Raw genomic sequence first — 20968 nt, forward strand, 5'->3', positions numbered from 1 at the left:
CAAACGCCGCCGATTCCGGTTGTGCAGCAGTGCCGCCGGCGGGTAATGTCACGCACATGAAGATTTTGATCATCGAAGACGACCTCGAGGCCGCCGCCTACCTGACAAAGGCGTTCCGCGAGGCCGGTATACTTGCCGATCACGCCAGCGATGGCGAGAGCGGCCTCTTCATGGGCTCGGAAAACACCTACGACGTCATGGTCATCGACCGGATGCTGCCGCGCCGCGACGGGCTTTCGGTCATCGCCGAACTGCGCCGCAAGGCGATCCACACGCCTGTGCTGATCCTCTCGGCGCTCGGCCAGGTCGACGATCGCGTCACTGGCCTTCGCGCCGGCGGCGACGACTACCTGCCGAAGCCCTATGCCTTCAGCGAATTGCTCGCCCGCGTCGAGGTACTGGGCCGTCGCAAGGGCACGCCGGATCAGGATGTGCTTTACCGCGTCGGCGATCTCGAGCTCGATCGCTTGTCCCACGAGGTCCGCCGGGCCGGCAAGGAGATCGTCCTGCAGCCGCGCGAGTTCCGCCTGCTGGAATACCTGATGAAGAATGCCGGCCAGGTGGTGACCCGCACCATGCTGCTGGAAAATGTCTGGGATTACCACTTCGATCCCCAGACCAACGTCATCGATGTCCACGTCTCGCGCCTGCGTGCCAAGATCGAGCGGGATTTCAACATGCCGCTGCTGAAGACCATTCGCGGGGCAGGGTACATGATCAAGGACGAGGGATGAGTCGCTTCCGCGTCCTCTTCAAGTCCACCGCCGTCCGCCTGTCCGCCCTCTACATCCTGCTTTTCGCGCTCTGCGCTGCGACGTTGGTGTTCTACGTGACATCCATGTCCGAGCGGCTGATGACTGGCCAGATCCGCGATGCCGTCAGCCAGGAAGTCAATCAGGTCAAGCACGCCTATGAGGGCGGCGGCCTCAACCTTCTGCTGCGCACTATGGAGCGCCGTGCCCGCCAGCCGGGAGCCAATCTCTACGTCATTGCCAGCCCTACGGGCGTGATTCTTGCCGGCAACGTCGCCTCCGTCCAGCCCGGCACCTTCGACGACCAGGGCTGGACCGAAGTCCCCTTCACCTACGAGCGATATGCCGATACCGGCGCCGAGCGTCGCCACCTCGCCATCGCCAACATCTTCACGCTCGACAACGGCCTGCGCATCCTGATCGGCCGCGATCTCGGCGAGCCCGAGCGGTTCCGCCTGCTCGTGCGCCAGGCACTGATGCTGGCGCTGGCGATCATGGGTGTCGGGGCGCTGGTGATCTGGTTTGGCATAGGCCGCAATGCGCTGCGGCGCATCGACAGGATGACCGATGCCAGCCGCAAAATCATGGCCGGCGACCTGTCGCAACGCCTGCCGGTCGGCGGTTCCGGCGATGAGTTCGACCGTATGTCGGATTCGCTGAACACCATGCTGGAGCGCATCGAGAAGCTCAACGAAGGCCTGCGCCAGGTTTCCGATAATATCGCCCATGACCTGAAGACGCCGTTGACCCGTCTGCGTAACAAGGCGGTCGACGCGCTCGACATCGACAACGAGGATCGCCGGCGCGGCGCACTCGAAGGCATCATTGCCGAATCAGACCAGCTGATCCGCACCTTCAACGCCCTGCTGATGATCTCTCGTGTTGAGGCCGGTGCGGTTGCGGCCGAAATGACCACGGTCGATCTATCCGCCATCGTCGCCGACACCGCTGAACTTTACGAACCGGTCGCCGAAGATGCCGGGCTTGTCCTCACGGCCGAGATAGAGCCCGGCGTTGAAATCCAGGGCAACCGCGAACTGATCGGCCAGGCGCTGTTCAACCTCATCGACAACGCTCTGAAATACGCGCCTGGCGGCAATGGTCAGCCGGAGGTCATTCTCAAGCTCAGCCGTGGTACCGATGGCGTCACGCTCTGTGTCGCTGACCGTGGTGCAGGCGTGCCGGTGGAAAGACGCGAAGACGTGGTGAAACGCTTCTTCCGGCTCGACGAAAGCCGCTCGAAGCCGGGCACCGGGCTTGGACTGTCGCTGGTCGAAGCGGTGATGGAACTGCATGGCGGCAAGCTACAGCTTTCCGATACCGACCCCGACAGCAGCGATGCCCGTGGCCTGACCGCGACGATGGTGTTTGCGAACGCCGGCAAGGCATAGGGCGGCCTTCACAAATCGGACATCGACCGATATTACCGCTTTGAGCAACTTCAATAAGGACCTCACGCCATGGCTTCAGTCGTTTCCGTCGCCCGTGATCAGGTGCACGAGTTCTCCAAGACCGTGGTCGAGTGCATCGAGATCGTCGAGAATTCAGGCGTTGCGGGCGATGCCCATTCGGGCGTCACGGTGCAACATCGTTCGCGAGTGGCTGTCGATCCGAACCAGCCCAATCTTCGTCAGGTACACCTCATCGAGCGCGAGCTGCTTGAAGAGCTGGCAGGCAAGGGGTTCGAGCTGAGGCCGGGAGATCTCGGCGAAAATATCCTGACCGAAGGCATCTCGCTTCTGGAACTCCCGACCGATACGATTCTGAAGATCGGACCTTACGTGCGACTGCAGGTAACCGGCCTGCGCAATCCCTGCGCCCAGATCGAAAACTTTCGGACCGGGCTTTTGAAAAATGTCGTCTATACCGGAGAAGATGGCAACATTGTCCGCAAGGCCGGGGTCATGACAATCGTGCTTGCGGGAGGCAGCGTGCAGCCTGGCGACCAGATCGAGGCCCACCTGCCACCCTTGCCGCACCGCCCGCTGGAACGGGTCTGAGTGCCAATCATTGTCATGCCCTGGTCGAGAACCATCGCGATCAACGCTATTGGCCACGACTGCACTTCGTCCTAGATTGGCAGGCAATCAGCGTCCCACCTATTGGGCGGGGCGTCTGACCACGACTGCGTGAACAGGCCGGAGTGCTGTGTGACCCCATCGACAGATCGACTGGATACCGTGGCGCCTGGCCTTATGCGGCCGTTGAGCCAGGCCGAAGCCAAATCCGCTCTGGCCAGACTGAAGACCCTTGGCAAGACCGAGCCGACAATAGCGGCACTGCTCGACGGCGATACGGCGTTGCGGGATTTCATCGTCGCGGTCTTCACGCTTTCACCCTACCTCCGCGATACCGCCGAGCTCGACCCGCCTCTGCTCGCATCCGCCATCGATCTGCCGTTGCTGCCGCGGATCGACCGGCTGGTTGCCGATGCCCGGGAGGCGTGGCGGCCCGTCGACGGCGTCGCCCCTTCCGAAACCGAGCTGATGGCCCGGCTGCGGCGTATCAAGCGCAAGACGGCATTTCTCATCGCGCTCGCCGACCTCGGGCGGCTATTCGACGCAAAGACGTCGGCGCGCCTGCTAAGCAGACTTGCCGAGGCTTCCATTTCCGCAGCGATCGACTTCCTGTTGCTGTCGGCCCACGAGGCCGGCAAGCTGACGCTCGGAAACGTCTCGGCGCCCAGCCAGGGCTCCGGCCTGATCGTTCTCGGAATGGGCAAGCTTGGGGCTGAGGAGCTGAACTATTCGTCCGATGTCGATCTGGTCATCTTTTTCGACGAGATGGCCGGCATCGTTGCCGATCCCGACGACGCCATAGAGATCTTTCCGCGACTGATGCGGCGGCTCGTCCGCATCCTGCAGGAGCGCACGGCCGACGGATATGTGTTTCGCACGGACCTGCGCCTGAGACCCGATCCCGGCGCCACCGCCCTTGCCATGCCTGTCGATGCGGCGATGATCTATTACGAGGGCAGGGGACAGAACTGGGAGCGCGCCGCCTTCATCAAGGCCCGCCCGGTGGCCGGTGACCGCGAGGCGGGGGCAGCATTCATCCGCGATCTCGTGCCCTTCGTATTCCGCAAATACCTGGATTTCGCCGCCATCGCCGATATCCATTCAATCAAGCGGCAGATCCACGTCCACAAGGGCCATGGCGCGATCGCCGTCAAGGGTCACAACGTCAAGCTCGGGCGGGGCGGCATCCGCGAGATCGAATTCTTCGCCCAGACCCAGCAGCTGATTGCCGGCGGACGCATGCCGTCGCTTCGCAGCCGGGCAACGGAGGCAACGCTTGCCGAACTGACCAGAGCAGGCTGGATCGATGCCGAAACGCGCGATGAGTTGACCGAGGGCTACTGGTTCCTCCGTGATGTCGAGCACCGCATCCAGATGGTGCGCGACGAGCAGACGCATCTGCTGCCCGAGACGGATGCCGAACTAAGGCGCATTGCGCTGATGATGGGATTTCCCGATCTGCCGCGCTTTTCGGAGCGGCTCGTATCCGTGCTGAAGACCGTCGAAAGGCGCTATTCCCAGCTGTTCGAGTACGAGAAAGGATTATCCGGCGAGGCCGGCAATCTCGTCTTTACCGGCCAGGCTGATGATCCCGAGACACTCCAGACCTTGCAGCGTCTCGGTTTCGACCGTCCGGCCGATATCTCCCGTATCATCCGCACCTGGCACTACGGTCGCTATCGCGCGACCCAATCGGTCGAGGCACGGGAGCGTCTGACGGAACTGATGCCGCAATTGCTGCGCGCTTTCGGGGAAAGTACACGGGCCGACGAGGCGTTGCTGCGCTTCGACCAGTTTCTCGCCGGATTGCCGGCCGGCATCCAGCTCTTTTCTCTTCTTGGCAACAATCCCGTGCTGCTCGGCCTGCTCGTCACCATCATGTCGGCGGCGCCACGGCTGGCCGATATCATCGCCGCGCGCCCACATGTCTTCGATGGCATGCTCGATCCCGGCATCATGACGGAGCTGCCGACGCGCGACTATCTCTCCTCGCGCCTCGAAAGCTTCCTGCAGCCTGCCCGGCACTACGAAGACACGCTGGACCGGCTGCGCATCTTTGCCGCAGAGCAGCGTTTCCTGATCGGCATCAGGCTGCTGACGGGTGCGATATCGGGCGAGATGGCGGGACGCGCGTTCAGCCATCTGGCCGATCTCGTCATAGCTTCCGCACTGGATGCCGTTCAAAGCGAAGTACGCCTGGCACACGGCGATTTCCCCGGTGGCCGCATAGCCATCGTCGGCATGGGCAAACTCGGCAGCTTCGAACTCACAGCCGGGTCCGACGTCGATATCATCCTGCTTTATGACTACGACGATGGCGCCACCGGCTCCGATGGGCAAAAGCCGCTCGACGCCACCCGCTATTTCACCCGCATCACCCAGCGACTCATCGCCGCCCTGTCAGCGCCGACGGCCGAGGGCATCCTTTATCAGGTCGACATGCGGCTGCGGCCCTCGGGCAACAAGGGGCCGGTTGCTACCCGTATAAATGCCTTCGAGAAATATCAGCGCGGGGAAGCCTGGACCTGGGAGCATATGGCCCTGACCCGAGCCCGGTTGGTTTGCGGCGACCCGACACTGGTCTCGCATGCCGAACGGATTATCGCCGGCATTCTCGCGGCGCCCGCCGACACAGCAAAGATAGCTACAGACGTGGCGGACATGAGGGCATTGGTCGATACCGAAAAGCCGCCCACCGGACTGTGGGATATCAAGCACGCGCCGGGAGGCCAGATCGACATCGAGTTCCTCAGCCAGTATGCGCGGCTTGTGTCGCCGCTGTCCGTTTCGGCGGAAGATAGCCAAGGCTTCACTACCGCAGAGGCGCTTGCGCGCTTCGTACCCGGTCTCATCCCCGAGCAGGATCTCGCCACCTGCCGGCAGGCGCTGGCGCTCTACACCGAGCTGTCGCAGCTGATCCGCCTTTGCATCGATGGTGTCTTCGATCCCGCAGAGGCGCCGGCGGGCTTGATCGATCTCGTGACACATGCCGGCGATTGCCCGGATGTGGTGACACTCGAAGCTGAACTCCGCCGCCTAGGCGACGCGACGCGCCGCATATTTCATGCGGTCCTCACGCGCTAGCGCATCCTGGGAAGCGGGCTGGTCCGGAATGTAGACCGAGATGACGGTTCCGACGCCTTCACGCGAGCGGATATTCATCCTTCCCTGGTGAAGAGTTGCCAGCGAACGCGAAATGGCAAGCCCCAGACCGGAGCCGCCCTTGCTCTTGGCATATTGGCTCTGCACCTGCTCGAATGGCTGTCCGATCTTGCCAAGCGCCGACTTCGGGATGCCGATGCCGGTATCGGCGATCGTCAGCATCACACCTTGCCCGACATCGCGCAGGCGCACGGCAATCCGTCCGCCGTTGTTGGTGAACTTGACGGCGTTGGACAGCAGGTTGAGCAGGATCTGCTTCATGGCCCGCCGGTCGGCCGTCAGCGTTCGGCCGGTGATGAACCGCTGGTCCACCTGAATATTCTTTGAGGCAGCCGGCACCGAGGTAAAGCGCAGGCATTCCTCGATCAACGGCACCAGGTCGATCGTCTCGCAGGACAGCTTGACGTGACCAGCCTCGATCTTCGACATATCAAGAATATCGTTGATGACGTTGAGGAGATGCTTGCCGCTGTCGTGGATATCGCGGGCATACTCGTCGTATTTCTCAGATCCAAGCGGACCGAACATCTGGTTCTGCAGGATTTCCGAAAAGCCGAGAATGGCGTTAAGCGGCGTGCGAAGTTCGTGCGACATGTTGGCGAGGAATTCGGACTTCGCCTTGTTGGCAGCCTCGGCGCGATCTTTTTCCGCGAGATAATTTGTGTTGGCAACCGACAGCTCCGACTTCTGCCGCTCGAGAATTTGCCGCGAGGCGGAGAGGTCGTCGATCGTCGCGTTGTTGCGGCGCTCGGATTCGCGCAGGCGCTCCTGGTGGCGTTTTAGCAGCGTGATGTCGGTGCCGACGGAAACCGTGCCGCCATCGCGCGTCCGGCGCTCGTTGATCTGCAGCCAGCGTTCGTCGGCCAGCTGTACCTCGGTGGTGACGGAATATCCGGAACGGTCCGCATCGGCGATCCGTCGCTCGATCACAGGGCGTGCTGCGGCTGCCGCGACCGCCGAACGCTCGGTACCAGGCATCAGCACGCTGTCTGGAAGTCCGTAGGCCTGCTGATAGTGAGCGTTGCACATCACCAGACGGTCGTTCTTGTCCCAGAGCACGAAGGCTTCAGACGTGCACTCGATCGCATCCGCCAGACGCTGGTCGGCTTCTGCATAGCGCTGTGCCAGCCGGTGCTGCTCGGTGACATCCATGGCGATGCCGATCATGTGCACCTGGCCGGAATTGGTACGGATGACCTGGGCGCGGACCCGCATCCAGACATAGTGGCCGCCGGCATGGCGAATGCGCAGGATCTGGTCGATTTGGCCGGCCTTGCCCTTGGCAACGGCGCGCGCCAGCTCATACAGGCTGTTGTCGTTCGGGTGCATCAGGCGGGCAGCATCGCCGAAAGACAACGTCTTGTCCGAGGCGGGCAGGCCGAGCATGTCGTACATCGAGCGCGACCAGAAGAATTCGCGGTTGGCAAAATCGAAATCCCAAAGGCCACACCGTCCGCGCGACAAGGCGGTCTCGACGCGCAGGTTGGATTCCAAGAACGTCTCGTCTGCATCCCGGGCCCGTCGGACCTGCATGTAGTAGGCGTAGAGGATGACCAGCAGGATCGATGAAATCCCGGCAAATAGCGTCACGTTCAGTGTGAGCTCGTCGCGCCACAGGCGGCCAATCTGTTCCAGCGACACGGCAGAGACGATAAACCCGCCCTTGTCACCGATGAGGGCGATCGAAGCATAGTAGGGCAGGCCGCCGATGGTGGTTTCGATCACGCCGCCGCCGTCCCCGAACCGGCGAATGGTCGAGACTTCGGGAAAGAAGTCGGAGATAGTCATGCCGACATAGCGGACCCCGTCGATGGAAGATGCAAAGACGCGGCCGCTTGCCTGCACCAGCAGCACGAAGTCGCCGCTGTCGAGCCTGTCCTGCGGCAGAAAGGTGCGAAGCCGCGCTTCGGCCGCATCCCTGTCGCCCGCATCGAACAATGTCACCTCATGGGCAAAAGCGGCAGATGCGACAGAGGCGGAGAGAACCGTGGAATGACGGGCCGCTGTTTCCATGCGGCCATGCTCCATCACCATCGCCACGATATGCGAAGCAGCCACGACGGAGAGAAAGGCGAGGATCAGGATCGGGATTGCCCGCTTGAGGATATTTTCTGCCTTGGAAAAATTGCGTGAAACGTTGCCGACGCTCACACCCGCACGGTCGATGAGACCATCATGCCAAGATTTAAGATCGTCAAAATTGACACGCAGCCGCCCCTCGGCCGCAGTCGCCCGCCGCACGTCCACCATATCTCGCCCTGAACCTCGTGTGATTCGCAGCGCCGCTCGCCCGAACCTGCGCCAATGAATCATTCGCGATTCGGCTTGTCCAGAGGGCGTGATAAAACTTTCTTAACTATTTGCTATTGCAGGTTTTTTAGAAGTCGAGATTGCGTCCGTTGGACGCAACGCCCGGTCTTTGTCGGACTTGTTGCGCAAATCACCTGTTGCGTCGCCGCAAATCACTCCTTCAAAATGCGATCGACGATGTCGCGCACGTCGGTCGAAAGCTCGCCCGCCCGCTCGATCTGCATCAGCGCCGCGCGCGCATGATCGGCACGCACAGGCTCCAGCGATCGCCAGGAGCGCATCGATGTCAGGATACGGGCGGCAAGCTGCGGGTTGCGCGGGTCGATGGTGAGGATTTCTTCGGCCAGGAAGCGGTAGCCTCCGCCATCCGCGCGGTTGAAGCCCGTAGGATTGTTAAAAGCAAGGGTCCCGACCAGCGCCCGCACCCGGTTCGGATTGGCACGCGTGAACAGCGGATCCTGCATCAGTGCCTGGACGTGCTGCAGTGTTGCGGCGCCGGGAACGGAAGCCTGGATTGCAAGCCACTTGTCGACGACCAGTGCATTGTCTTCGAAGCGGGCCTTGAAGGTTGCCAGTGCCTCGTTGGCTTCCGCCGTTTCCGGGAAGCGATGCGCCAGGATTGTCAACGCGTGGCTGAGATCGGTCATGTTGTTGGCAGCGTCGAAGGCGGCCTTGGCGCGCGCAGGAGTGTTGTCGGACAGCGACAAAAAGCCGAGCGCGGCGTTGCGGAGTGCGCGTCGGCCGGCGCTGGCGGCATCGGGGCTGAAGTCAGCCGATGTTGCCATGCCCTCGTGAAGCGCGGCAAAGATATCCTTTCCGGCGTCGGCGATCTGCGAAAGGATCGCCTGGCGGCCGGCGTGGATCGCGTCCGGGTCGTTGTTGGCACCGAGTTCGCGGGCCAGGTCGGCCTCGCTCGGCAGGTTCAGCACCTGAGCGCGGAAGGCCGGCTCCAGTGTTTCATCTGCGGCAGCCGTCAGAATGGCATCTATCAAGGTTTGGTCGCAGACGACGGGCGCACGATTGCGGGTGTCCTGGACGGCCCGCAGCAGGATCGGCAACGCCAGATCGGTGAGCGCCTGCCAGCGCGCAAAATGATCGGACTCGAAGCGGGCAATGAGCGCAAGATCAGCTGCGCTCTGCTCGAAATGCAGGTTGATCGGTGCCGAGAAACTGCGGTTCAGCGATAGCACGGGACGCGAGGGGATGTCGTGGAAGACGACAATCTGGGCACGCTCGACCAGATGCAGGACGTCCGTCGTGAACTCCGCACCCTCGACCTTTCCCGGTGTCATTGGCTGCCCATCTTCGGAAAGCAGGCCAAGCCGCAGCGGAATATGCATTGGCTCCTTGGCAGACTGGCCGGGTGTTGCCGGCACCATCTGCTCGAGCGAGAGGGTGAAGGTTTTGGCTGAAGCATCGTAGGTGCAGGAAGCGGTGACCAGCGGGGTGCCAGCCTGACGATACCACAAAGAGAACTGCGTCAAGTCGCGGCCGCTGACCTCTGCAAAGCAGACAACGAAATCCTCGACCGTCGCGGCGTCGCCGTCATGACGCTCAAAATAGAGATCCATGCCTTTCTTGAACAGATCGCTGCCGAGGAGCGTCGCGATCATGCGGGTGACTTCGCTGCCCTTCTCGTAGACGGTCGTTGTATAGAAATTGTTGATCTCGCGATATTTCGTCGGGCGGACGGGATGCGCCAGCGGTCCACCGTCCTCCGGAAACTGTTCGGATTTCAGGTGCCGCACCTCGGCGATACGCTTGACCGGGCGCGAGCGCTGGTCGGCCGAGAACTCGTGGTCGCGAAAAACCGTCAGGCCTTCCTTCAGGCAGAGCTGGAACCAGTCGCGGCAGGTGATGCGGTTTCCGGTCCAGTTGTGGAAATACTCGTGGGCAATGATCGCTTCGATATTGGCATAGTCGGCATCGGTCGCCGTTTCCGGATCGGCCAGAACGTACTTGTCGTTGAAGACGTTGAGCCCCTTGTTCTCCATTGCCCCCATGTTGAAGTCGGAGACGGCGACGATCATGAAGATGTCGAGATCGTATTCGCGGCCGAAAACCTCTTCGTCCCATTTCATCGAGCGCTTCAGTGCATCCATGGCATAGGCCGCCCGCGGCTCCTTGCCGTGCTCGACATAGATCTTCAGCGTCACTTCGCGCTCGGACATGGTGACGAACGTGTCTTCGATGACGCCGAGATCGCCGGCGACCAGCGCAAAGAGATAGCTCGGCTTCGGATGCGGATCGAACCAGGCGGCAAAGTGCTTGCCTTCGCCATAGCCGGCACCGCCAAGGAAGTTACCGTTCGACAGTAGCAGCGGATTGGCGGCCTTGTCGCCGATGATGTTGACGGTGTAGGGCGCCAGCACGTCGGGGCGGTCGGGAAAATAGGTGATGCGGCGAAAACCCTCGGCCTCGCACTGGGTGCAATAGATGCCGCCGGTGCGGTAAAGGCCCATCAACTGGGTGTTTGCTTCCGGGTTGATGATCGTGGTGATCGTCAGTTCGAAAGGCAGGGTCGCAGGCAGATCGCGCACAGTCAAACTTTTGTCGGTGACCGAATACTGCGACGCCGGAACTTCTTCCTGGTCAAGCAGCAGGCCGGAAAGGCTCAATTCGTCGCCATCGAGGATCAGAGCCGCTATTGCGTCGACACCTTCGCGGCGGTGAAAGATCAGCCGGGCTTCCACCTTGGTTGCGGTCGGATCGAGTTCGAAGGTCAGGTCCACGCGCTCCAGAACAAAATCTGTGGGGCGGTAGTCCGCCAAATGGACGATCTGGCCGATATCAGTGCGCATGGGGGTTCCTAGGTGGACGTTAGGGACGGTGGCCGAGCGGGCGCGAACGTCGATTTGAAACAGCTTTATTCAATATGATTACATTAAAATCTGAACCAAAGCTAAAGCCGTGTATTTCTTCGACCGCAATTTGCAATTGCTGTCTGAAAATTCTTCGACAATAGAAGAATTTGCCCGCGATCAGGCGAGGCGGTCGTCCGGTGAAGCAGTACGGACGGATGTCTCCGTCCCGCGCACCGGGATCGGCATGGCCTTGAAATCGGTTTTGTCGATGCGCCCCTCGCCAACTTTCCTCCGCGCAGTGCGCCAGCCCGCGTAACCGGCATAGAACGCAAACACCAGCGCCAGAAACCAGAGCAGCCCCGACGTGCCGAAGACCTGCATCATTGCGCCCGCAGCCAGCGGACCGAAGACAGTGCCAAGGCCGTAGAGGATCATGATGCCGCTGGAGATTGTCACATATTCGTCGGGTGCCGCGCGGTCGTTGGCGTGCGCGACGTTGATCGCATAGATAGGGTAAAGCACCGTGCCGACAAAGAAGGCGGCGATATAGAGCGAGACTATGGAATGGACGTCGAACAGGGTCATGACAGCGCAGGCAACGACGCCGACGATGCCGCAAACGATCATCACGAGGCGACGGTCGATCAAGTCGGATACTCTGCCTATCGGCATTTGCGATATCGCCCCACCGGCCAGCACGCAGGCGAGCAGCGTCGCCCCCTGCGCCGTATTCATGCCGACGATCTGGGTGTATACGCCGCCAAGGCTGTTCCAGGTGCCGGACAGGGCGCCGGATAGCAGGGAGCCTACAAAGGCTACGGGCGAAAGCTGATAAAGCTTGGGAAGGTTGAATTTGGCCTGGGCAATCGGTGTCGGAGAGGCGGCCGTCGATAGCGCCGTCGGCAGCATGGCCAGCGCGAAGATGATGCCGCAGAGGATGAATAGCGACGTCGATTTCGGATCGCCGAGCGGCACGAGATATTGCCCGCCGATCGATCCGACAAGGCAGGTGATCATGTAGACCGAGAAGATCGTCGCCCGGTTGGCATTGGTGACGCGCTCGTTCAGCCAGCTTTCGATGATCAGGTAGCTTCCGGCGATGGCAAACCCACTGATGAAGCGGAACGCCACCCAGGCCCGCCAGTCGACAAGCAGCGCGCAGAGGAGGATGCCTACGCCGAGCAGGGAGATCAGGGCGCCGAATACGCGCACATGGCCAACCCGCTTCACGAACAGCGGCGTGATGATGCAGGAGATGGTAAATCCGAGCGTATAGCCGGTCGCGATGAAAGATATCGTGAATGTCGACCATCCCTCCGCCACCGAACGGATCGGCACGACGTAGTTCATCAACCCGAGCCCGACCATCATCAGGAGGGTCGACAGCATCAGGCTGGCGATAGAGATCAGGCTTGCCAGCATGGCACTGTTCCGCTCTTGGCAGGGGTGGATGGCAGAGAATGTATTGTCCTCTATCCCACCATCAGCGCGCAATCAATCGCGACACGGCGCGGCGCAGAAAGCGCCGGGCCGCCAGCGACCTGGTATTTTTGAAGAATTTAAAATGGCGCCACGGCAGCTGCTCGGCCCGCGCTATAGCGACGCGCGGATCGCCATGCTCAACAAGTAGCGTAAGCTATGCGACATTTGCACGCTTTTCAGGAGGCGCGAAACTCAGCGAACATCGTGGTCGGGCGGACAAGGCGGGAAGATGTGCCGGTGCCACGAGCTGTAATCTGCTCGTTGGTAGCCTCAAGACGGCGATAGCCGTGCAATCCGCGCAAAGAAGCGTTTGCCTGTCGGAGGGTTTCAAACCCGCAATGTATAGGACGCGAACGAATGGTCATTGCCTTGGATCCTGATAGTGGTTCCTCCCAAGACGCATGATCAATATCGCAATGCAGCATCGATTCGACAACGCATACTGCCGCTATGACAGCCATGCGAAATTTACATGGCTAAATTCATAATTCGATTATAATGCTAAAAAAATAGCCGTTTATGACGCTGCATCGATACGGCGGCGAAAAGCCAGAAGATCCTGCCAGGCCAATCGCTTATTGATCGGCGCAGTCAGCAGGTCCTGAGGATGCAGCGTCGCAATCGCCGGGACAGAGCCGGCTCCGGCGCCGATTTCGCGCCAGTGTCCGCGCAGGGCATGGATGGTCTCGTTACCGCCGAAGAAGAAGCGCGCGGTGAAATTTCCGAGTAACAGCAGGACTTTCGGCTCTGCCAAGGCGATTTGTCGCTCGATGAAGGGGCGGCAGATGTCCGTTTCCGGAATGGATGGCGCCCGGTTGCCGGGCGGACGCCAGGGAATGACATTGGTGAGCAATATCCCGTTGCGATCAATGCCGATCGACGCCAGCATCCGGTCGAGAAGAAGGCCGGACCGTCCGGCGAACACAGCGCCCTCGCGGTCATCGTCGGCGCCTGGCATCGGGCCGATGACCATGATGCCGCTCTCCGGGTTGCCGCTCGCAAACAGTGTCGAGCGCGCGCTGTTCTTCAGATTGCAGCCGTTGAAGGCTTCCAGGGCGGCTTTCAGTTCCGGCAGCGAGCGAGCGCTTTCGGCGGCAAAGCGCGCCTGGTCTATAGCCTGTTCGTCTGGAATGGCCGGCGCGCGCGCGGTAGCAGTTGGCGCAGTCGCAACCGCCTGTGCCGAAGGCCGACGTTCGGCAGCGTTGGCGATCTGGCTTACCGGCGTAGGCGAGGGTGCCGGCGCCGGACGCCCCGCCTGTCTCGCCGCTTTCAGCGCCTCGAATTCGGCAAAGCGGTCCACTGGATCCTCTTCCAGCATCCAACTGATGCCCGCGTCGGCATGGAAATGCAAAAGCGCGGCAAGTTCGGCCGGGGAGAGGTCTTGAACGGAGATCATGGCTGAACTCTAGCGAAGCCGGTCGGGCAAGGGAAGGGCCAAAGCCCCCACCATCCCCGGCTCAGGAGGTCCACTGGGCGATATCGTCGCGCTCGCCGATCAGCGCCAGACCGTGCGCGATCGACAGCAATTCGCCACCGGTCTCGATCCGGCTCGCGTCGAAGCGCTCGGTGAACAATCGGCGCACGGCGGGCACGAAGGACGTCCCGCCAGTTAGGAACACCTTGTCGATGCTGGTAGCCGGCGTGTTGGTCTTTTCCAGCACCTCGTCCAGGGCCGCCTCGATCCGCGCCAGTTCCGGCGCTATCCAGCCATCGAAATCGCTACGCCGGATCGATGTCTTGCCGGTAGCACCAAGAGGCGGAAAATTGAACTCGGCCTCTTCCGCGGATGACAAGGCCATCTTGGTGGCGGAAACCGCCTGGTAGAGCGGATATCCCTCGTCGTGTTCGATGAGCTCGATGAATGTTTCGAGCTTGTCAGGCTCGATGGCCGTGCGGACCAGTTTTTGCAACTCCGGAAATTCGCGCGACGTCTTGAAGATCGACAGCTGGTTCCAGCGGCCGAAATTGGCGTAATAGGAGGAGGGCACCTCGAGCAGCTTGTCGAAGCTCTTGAAGTAGCTTCCCTTGCCGATCAGTGGCGAGACAACATTGTCGATGATGCGGAAGTCGAAATGGTCGCCGGCGACGCCGACGCCCGAATGGCCTATCGGCGTCGCCGTCAACCGGCCAGCCGCAGTCTCGAACCGGATCAGCGAATAGTCGGTCGTGCCGCCGCCGAAGTCGGCCACCAGCACCGTGGCGTCACTCTTGAGGTTCTGCGCGAAGTAGAAAGCGGCCGCGACAGGCTCGTATACATAATGGATTTCCGGGAAACCCAGCCGCGTCAGAGCTTCGTTGTAACGCGCTGTCGCCAGCGCCGGATCCGGGTTGGCGCCGGCGAAATGCACAGGCCTTCCCGTGACGATACGGCCGACATCCGATGGCCAGTCGTCGCCGGCATAGGCCTTCAGGCGACGCATGAAGACTTCCATCAGGTCTTCGAAACTATGCCGCTTGGCGTGAACCAGCGTTCCCTGGAACAGCGCGCTGGCGGCAAAGGTCTTGATGGACTGGAGAAAACGGCAATCGCCAGGATTGTCGATGAACTGGCGGATCGCAGCGTTACCTGCCTCCACCTTCAGTGCTGCCGCGCCGAGATGGCGATCCTTCATAAAGGAGAGGGCTGTGCGCATGCTGTCTGCGGAGCCGGCAGCGCTGGTGAACGAGACCGAGCGGGTGGCCGCTCCGTCTGCCAGCGCCATCACGCTGTTCGTCGTGCCAAAGTCGAAACCTAGCGCCTGAGCCATGCTCGCACTCCTGTCTGCCGAAAATGTCTGGATGGGGCGATGTCCCGCGTCAAAGCGAAACGCCCTCTGATCGAAGAGGGCGCGTCATCGCATAGGCCATCAGGCTGCGCAAGATGGTGGAGGCCCTGAAATCTCTCCGGGCAGGCCAGAGGTCATTCTGCCGCGATCGCGGTCGGAGGGTTCTCCTGCTGCGGCTGCTCTTTCCTGCGGCCGAGGCGCCTGACGAAATTGTCGAGCCGGTTCATCTCCAGGAAGATGACGGGCGTGATGAACAACGTCAGGATCTGCGACACGACGAGGCCGCCGACGACCGCGACGCCAAGCGGCTGGCGGAGTTCCGAACTCGCGCCGCCACCGATGGCAATCGGCAGGGCACCGAGCAAGGCGCAAAACGTCGTCATCATGATCGGCCGGAAACGCCGGACGCACGCCTCATGAATGGCCTCTGCGGGCGACACCTTATCCGATGACCGCAATGTCTCAAGCGCCACGTCGATCATCATGATCGCATTTTTCTTGACGATCCCGATCAGCATCAAGAGCCCGATCAGCGCAATGATCGACAGGTCGAAGCCAAACACTTTTAGCGCCAGCAAGGCCCCGAGCGCTGCTGCAGGCAGGCCGGAGAGAATGGTCAGGGGATGGATGAAGCTCTCGTAGAGCACGCCGAGCACGACATAAATGGTGAGCACGGCGGCCAGGATCAGGTAGGGCGTGCTGCCCTGCGATTGCTGGAAGATCTGGGCCGTACCGCCATAGGACGTGAAGACGTCGGCCGGCATATTGATCTGCTTCTTGATCTGGTCGATCATGGCCGTCGCGTCGCCGAGCGCCTCGCCAGCCGGCAGGTTGAACGACACGGTCGTCGAAACCAGCTGTCCTGTCTGGTTGATCGTTACAGGTCCGGTGTTGCGCTCGATATGGGCGAAATTGGAGAGCGGCACCTGCGCGCCGGATGAGGACGAGACGCGGATGCGCGAAAGCTTCTGGTCGTCCCAGGGCTGGTTTGCATCGTATTCGATGATGACATCATAGCTGTCGCCGGTAGACTGGATCTGCGCGGCGGCATAGTCGCTGAACGCTTCCTGCAGCGTTGTGCGAAGCGAGGCATTATTGATGCCGTAGGCAGCAGCCTTCTCCGTGTCTATGACGATATTCGCCTGCAGCGCGTTGTTCTGCGCGTCGGTCGTCACGTCGGTAAAGCGCGGATCCTTCTTCATCTCCACCAGTAGCTTGTTGGCCCAGGTATTTGTCAGGTCGGCACTGAGGGCCTGTACCACCAGCTGATACTGGCTGGCCGTCTGTCGTCCGCCGAAACGCAGGCTCTGCTGCGGATTGATGAACACCTGGATGCCCGGGATTGTCGCCACGGCGGCCCGCATTTCCCGAAGCGTCTGGTTGAGCGGCGGACGATCCTTCTTATCCTTGAGTTGGGCATACATCGTGCCGTTGTTCAGCGTCTGGCGGGCGCTGGCGCCGACGATCGACATGACATGTTCGACAGCCGGGTTCTTTTCGATCAGTGCCGCAGCCTGGCTCTGAAGGTCACGCATCGCAGCAAAGGAAATATCCTGCCGGGTGCGCGTCGAAATCTGCAGGCGGCCGATATCTTCGGTCGGGAAGAAGCTCGCTGGGAGGGTCATGAACAGGTAGATCGATAGCCCCACGGAGGCAAGGAAGCTGCCGAGCACCATGGCGCGGTTGCGCAGGCACCAGGCAACGCCCTTGTCGTAGTTGCGCTCGGTCCAGTTGAAGCCCCTGTTGAAAAGGCGAACGGGATACGGCGGATGACTGTGGCCGCTCGACAGGCGCGAGCCTAGCATGGGCGTCACGGTCAGCGAGACGATTGCCGACGAGACGATGGCGATTGCCACCACCATGCCGAATTCGTTGAAAATACGCCCGACGACGCCGCCCATCAGCAGGATGGGGATGAACACCGCGATCAGCGAGATCGACATCGAGATAATGGTGTAGCTGACTTCCGCCGAGCCCTGGATGGCCGCCTGGCGCACCGGCATGCCGTTCTCGACATGCCTGAGGATGTTTTCCAGCATGACGATGGCGTCGTCGACCACAAGCCCGACCGCTATCGTCAACCCGAGCAGTGAGATGTTGTCGACGCTGTAGCCGAGCACATACATCATGCCGAATGTTGCAACCAGCGACAGCGGAACCGCCAGCCCGGGAATGATCGTCGCCATCACGTGGCCAGTGAAAAGGTAGATGACGAGGACCACGAGCCCGATTGTCAGTGCCAGCGTAAATTTGACGTCGCCGATCGCTTCCCGGATCGGTGCGGCTGAATCGTTCATGACAACCGTCTTCACCGATGCCGGCATCTCGGCATGCAGCTTCGGCAGCGTCTTGTTGATCTCGTCGACGACATCGACGGTATTGGCATCGGGCTGGCGCTGGATCGACAGGATGATGGCCCTGCTGCCGTCATACCAGCTACCGATATTCTGGTTTTCGACGCTGTCCTGAACATTGGCAACGTCACTCAGATGAATAGGCGCACCGTTGGGATTGGCGATGACCAGCGTGCGAAACTGCGCGGCGTTGGTGCGCTGCGTATCCGCATTGATGGTCATGCTTTGCGCAGAGTTCTGCAGTGTGCCGACAGGCACCTGGCTGTTGGCGTTGACCACCGCAGAATTGACGGTGTCGATGCCGATGCCCCGGGCAAGCAGCTTGTCGGGGTCGACGCCGATCCGCACGGCATAAGTCTGAGCACCGTTGACCGTCACTTCCGCGACGCCCGGCAATGTCGACAGCGATGGGGAAATGATGTTCTCGGCGATATCGTCGAGCTTGCTGCGCGGCAGGGTATCGCTCTGCACGGCGATCAGCATGACAGGTGCGTCCGCCGGGTTGGTCTTGCGATAGCTTGGCGGCGTCGTCAAATTGTTCGGCAGCTGCCGCGTTGCCGTGGAAATCGCCGCCTGGACGTCTGCGGCCGCAGCGTCGATGCTGCGGTTGAGATCGAACTGCAGGACGATGCTGGTGTTGCCGAGCGAATTGGTCGAGCTGATTTCGCTGATGCCCGGAATTGTCTCGAACTGCTTGATCAGCGGCGTCGCCACCGATGTCGCCATGGTCTGCGGCGAAGCGCCGGTCAGCTGGGCGGAAACGTTGATAGTCGGGAAATCGACCTGAGGCAGGGCTGCGACCGGGATCAGCTGGTAGCCGGCAAGTCCGGCCAGAACCACGCCGATCGCGATCAGGGTAGTTGCGACCGGACGCTGGATACAAAAAAGCGGGATCATGGCTGGGCTCCGACCGCAAAGTTTTCGGCCTTCCCGTCAGCGGCGGATGCAACCTTCTGCGCCGAGCCGTCGCTGAACTCTTCCTTGATCGTCTGGCCGTCCGTCACTTGCGACTGGCCCTCGATGATGACGTGATCGCCGACGGCGAGGCCCTTGGCCACGGCTGTGCGGTCGCCGTTGGCGCGCGCGACAGTTACCGGCGTGACGTGAACCTTGCTGTCCTTGCCGACCACGAACGCAATAAAGCCGTCCGGGCCTGGCGCCACGGCGACCGTCGGCACTACGATCAGCGGTTCCTTGTCCGAGAAGTGCACGGAGACGTTTTCCGATCTTCCGGGCCACAGCGCCCCATTGGCATTGTCGAATTTTGCCTTGACGATGATTGTGCCCGAGGCGGAATCAACCGTGTTATCGAAGAAGCTGACTTCTCCCTGGCGAGGCTTACCCTTGGCGGAGCGCGGAACGGTGCTGACGGGAACCGGACCAGCCGCGAGCGCCTCCTGCAACTGGCGCAGACTGGTTTCCTGCAAATTGAATTTTATAAAGGCAGGATCGTACTTGGTGATCGTGACGATGGAGGTGCCGGGGCTTACATAAGCGCCGAGGCTGAGAGAGATGTCGCCGAGCCGTCCGTCATAAGGCGCACGGATATCGGTGTGCTCCAACAGCACCTCGTCCGACGCAAGTTGCGCCTTGTCGGCTGCAGCAGTCGCCACAGCTGCGTCGCGCGCCTCCTGCGCCTCGTCCGCCGTTGCCTGGGTGCCCGCCTTGCTGCTCAAAAGGTTCATCGCGCGGGTCAGCGCCGATTCTGTCTGGGCCAGCGTTGCCTGGTCCTTGGCATACACCGCCTTGTCCTTGTCGACGGTGGCCTGCGCGGTGCGTGGATCGAGTTTGGCAATCAGGTCGCCGGCCTTTACCGTTGCTCCATCCTGCGCGACGATCTGCGTGATCACGCCGCTTTCCTGCGCGGCTATGGTCGTCGAATCGACCGGCACCACCCATCCCGTGGCCGTCACATCCATCGGCAGGGTCGTCTCGACTGCAGCAACGGTTTTGACGACGACTGGCGCGCCTGACTTCTTGCGATTGCCATTCTCGGCCGTGCTGGCGCTTGCGGGCGACGTGGAGCCCTTTCCAAGCAGGGCAGAAACATAAGGAAGACGTTCCCGGTAAGTCCAAAGCGCCGCACCTGCGACAATGACGAGACACAGCGTGATCCAGAATTTCTTCATATGTGCTACCGGTCAGGAACGACTTCACAAGTAAGCGCCCGAAGATGTGCAATGAAACCAACGCAAAGATAACAGCGCCGGAGTAACATTTCACATTTCCGTTACAGCACCATTGGAATACGTTCAGTTCATCTTGGCTGGCGAACCATTGGCGGGCAATCTATCACAGTTATTTCCGGGGAAAAATTAACACTTGGAAAGCTTCGGGCCGCCCGGCATGCCAAAAGGCAGTCAATCCCTCCGGAATTACATCCCCCGATTTCTCATTGCTCACACATGCCTCCGCTGATTGCAGCAGGCGCGTTGTCGCCTCAACAGTCCTAACTTACCTTAATCGTCTCCAAGACTGAGAGCAGTCCGAACCCGGCGATCGATGTCGGGTTCGGTATCCGCGATCAGACGGAGCGCGCAGCTCCGCCGTCGCAACGGATCATCGAGCCGGTGATGTAGCTTGCCGGCTCGCTGCAGAGGAAGGCCGCCGTCGCCGCGAATTCGTCGACCCGCCCGTAGCGCCCGACCGGGATGCGTGCCTGCTTTTCGGCACGAATGTCTTCCATCGGACGGCCCGTACGCTTTGCCGCTGCGCCGTCGAGGTCGTCGAGACGGTCGGTTGCGATGCTGCCCGGCAGCAGCATGTTCGAGGTCACTCCGTAGCTCGCAACTTCGCTTGCCAGCGTCTTGCTCCAGCCGGCAAGCGCCGGACGCATAGTGTTGGAAAGAGCCAGATTAGCCAGCGGCTCGATGACCCCGGATGATGCAACGGTCAGGATACGACCCCAGCCCTGCGCCTTCATGGCCGGCAGCAGCGCATTGGTGAGGGTGATGATGCGCGCCACCATGGTAACAAAGTAGCTCTCGAGGTTCTCAGCGGTCATCTCCTCGGTGGTGCCGGGAGTAGGGCCACCGCTGTTGTTGACGAGGATGTCGAGGCCGCCGAGCTTTTCCGCAACTCCCTCGGTGAGTGTTTTGACGAAGTCGGGATGGGCGAGATCAGCTTGCAGCCAGGAGGCCTTGCCATTTCCCTCGGCATTGATGGCCGCACAGTTCGCCGCCAGCCTTTCGCCGCTGCGACCGCAGAGGAGCACGTCAGTGCCTTCGCGCGCCAGCGCAACGGCAATACCGTGTCCAAGTCCCTTCGAGGACGCCAGGATGAGTGCGCGTTTTCCCTTGATGCCGAGATCCATTGTGGTCG

At 61.2% G+C, this 20968-nt stretch carries 13 protein-coding genes and 1 pseudogene; 5 read left to right on the top strand and 9 right to left on the bottom strand.

The genetic code is table 11. The features are described 5' to 3' along the window. Positions 1-56: 56 nt before the first annotated feature. The 4 genes from PR017_RS03695 to PR017_RS03710 all read left to right on the top strand — a co-directional run bounded on the left by PR017_RS03695 (position 57) and on the right by PR017_RS03710 (position 5854). Positions 57-734, top strand: coding sequence for a response regulator transcription factor (locus PR017_RS03695; protein WP_111220777.1), 678 nt, complete (start codon positions 57-59; stop codon positions 732-734). Beyond that, a complete protein-coding gene (locus tag PR017_RS03700; protein ID WP_111220353.1) occupies positions 731-2143 on the top strand; it encodes a sensor histidine kinase in 1413 nt (470 codons plus the stop codon). Before PR017_RS03695 ends, PR017_RS03700 begins: the two co-directional genes overlap by 4 nt. Before the next feature lie 69 nt (positions 2144-2212). Further along, positions 2213-2752 (top strand): MOSC domain-containing protein, encoded by a 540-nt coding sequence (locus PR017_RS03705; protein ID WP_111220354.1) that lies wholly within the window; start codon positions 2213-2215, stop codon positions 2750-2752. A 195-nt stretch (positions 2753-2947) separates the two neighbouring features. After that, positions 2948-5854: a bifunctional [glutamine synthetase] adenylyltransferase/[glutamine synthetase]-adenylyl-L-tyrosine phosphorylase gene (locus PR017_RS03710; protein WP_111220355.1), complete on the top strand. Its 2907-nt coding sequence runs from the start codon at positions 2948-2950 to the stop codon at positions 5852-5854. Between the two features lie 21 nt (positions 5855-5875). Here the strand turns inward: PR017_RS03710 and PR017_RS03715 are convergent. The 3 genes and pseudogenes from PR017_RS03715 to PR017_RS03725 all read right to left on the bottom strand — a co-directional run. Continuing rightward, positions 5876-8182 (bottom strand): annotated as a pseudogene (locus tag PR017_RS03715) (PAS domain-containing sensor histidine kinase); the annotation flags it as partial. 212 nt (positions 8183-8394) lie between these two features. Continuing rightward, entirely contained in the window at positions 8395-11043 is a 2649-nt protein-coding gene (gene pepN, locus PR017_RS03720; RefSeq protein WP_111220357.1) for an aminopeptidase N, read from the bottom strand. A 180-nt stretch (positions 11044-11223) separates the two neighbouring features. Beyond that, positions 11224-12468, bottom strand: a complete 1245-nt coding sequence (locus PR017_RS03725) for an MFS transporter (protein WP_111220358.1) — start codon at positions 12466-12468, stop codon at positions 11224-11226. On the opposite strand from PR017_RS03725, the gene PR017_RS03730 reads away from it, so the two are divergent. After that, complete coding sequence (locus PR017_RS03730) at positions 12467-12676, top strand: hypothetical protein (RefSeq protein ID WP_133255590.1); 210 nt, start codon at positions 12467-12469, stop codon at positions 12674-12676. The genes PR017_RS03725 and PR017_RS03730 overlap by 2 nt on opposite strands. 28 nt (positions 12677-12704) lie before the next feature. Here PR017_RS03730 and PR017_RS03735 read toward each other — a convergent pair whose 3' ends face one another. From PR017_RS03735 to PR017_RS03760, 6 genes are all read right to left on the bottom strand, one after another. Next, complete coding sequence (locus PR017_RS03735; RefSeq protein WP_111220359.1) at positions 12705-12893, bottom strand: hypothetical protein; 189 nt, start codon at positions 12891-12893, stop codon at positions 12705-12707. A gap of 152 nt (positions 12894-13045) precedes the next feature. Next, positions 13046-13924, bottom strand: a complete 879-nt coding sequence (locus tag PR017_RS03740) for a uracil-DNA glycosylase (protein WP_111220360.1) — start codon at positions 13922-13924, stop codon at positions 13046-13048. A gap of 61 nt (positions 13925-13985) precedes the next feature. Further along, entirely contained in the window at positions 13986-15275 is a 1290-nt protein-coding gene (locus PR017_RS03745; protein ID WP_111220361.1) for an Hsp70 family protein, read from the bottom strand. A gap of 152 nt (positions 15276-15427) precedes the next feature. After that, entirely contained in the window at positions 15428-18544 is a 3117-nt protein-coding gene (locus PR017_RS03750; RefSeq protein WP_111220362.1) for an efflux RND transporter permease subunit, read from the bottom strand. After that, positions 18541-19776 (bottom strand): efflux RND transporter periplasmic adaptor subunit, encoded by a 1236-nt coding sequence (locus PR017_RS03755; protein ID WP_111220363.1) that lies wholly within the window; start codon positions 19774-19776, stop codon positions 18541-18543. The genes PR017_RS03750 and PR017_RS03755 overlap by 4 nt, the downstream gene beginning before the upstream one ends. A 395-nt stretch (positions 19777-20171) precedes the next feature. Then, positions 20172-20960: an SDR family oxidoreductase gene (locus PR017_RS03760; protein WP_111220364.1), complete on the bottom strand. Its 789-nt coding sequence runs from the start codon at positions 20958-20960 to the stop codon at positions 20172-20174. Positions 20961-20968 lie beyond the last annotated feature (8 nt).

It is taken from the genome of Rhizobium tumorigenes, assembly GCF_003240565.2.
Classification (GTDB): domain Bacteria; phylum Pseudomonadota; class Alphaproteobacteria; order Rhizobiales; family Rhizobiaceae; genus Rhizobium; species Rhizobium tumorigenes.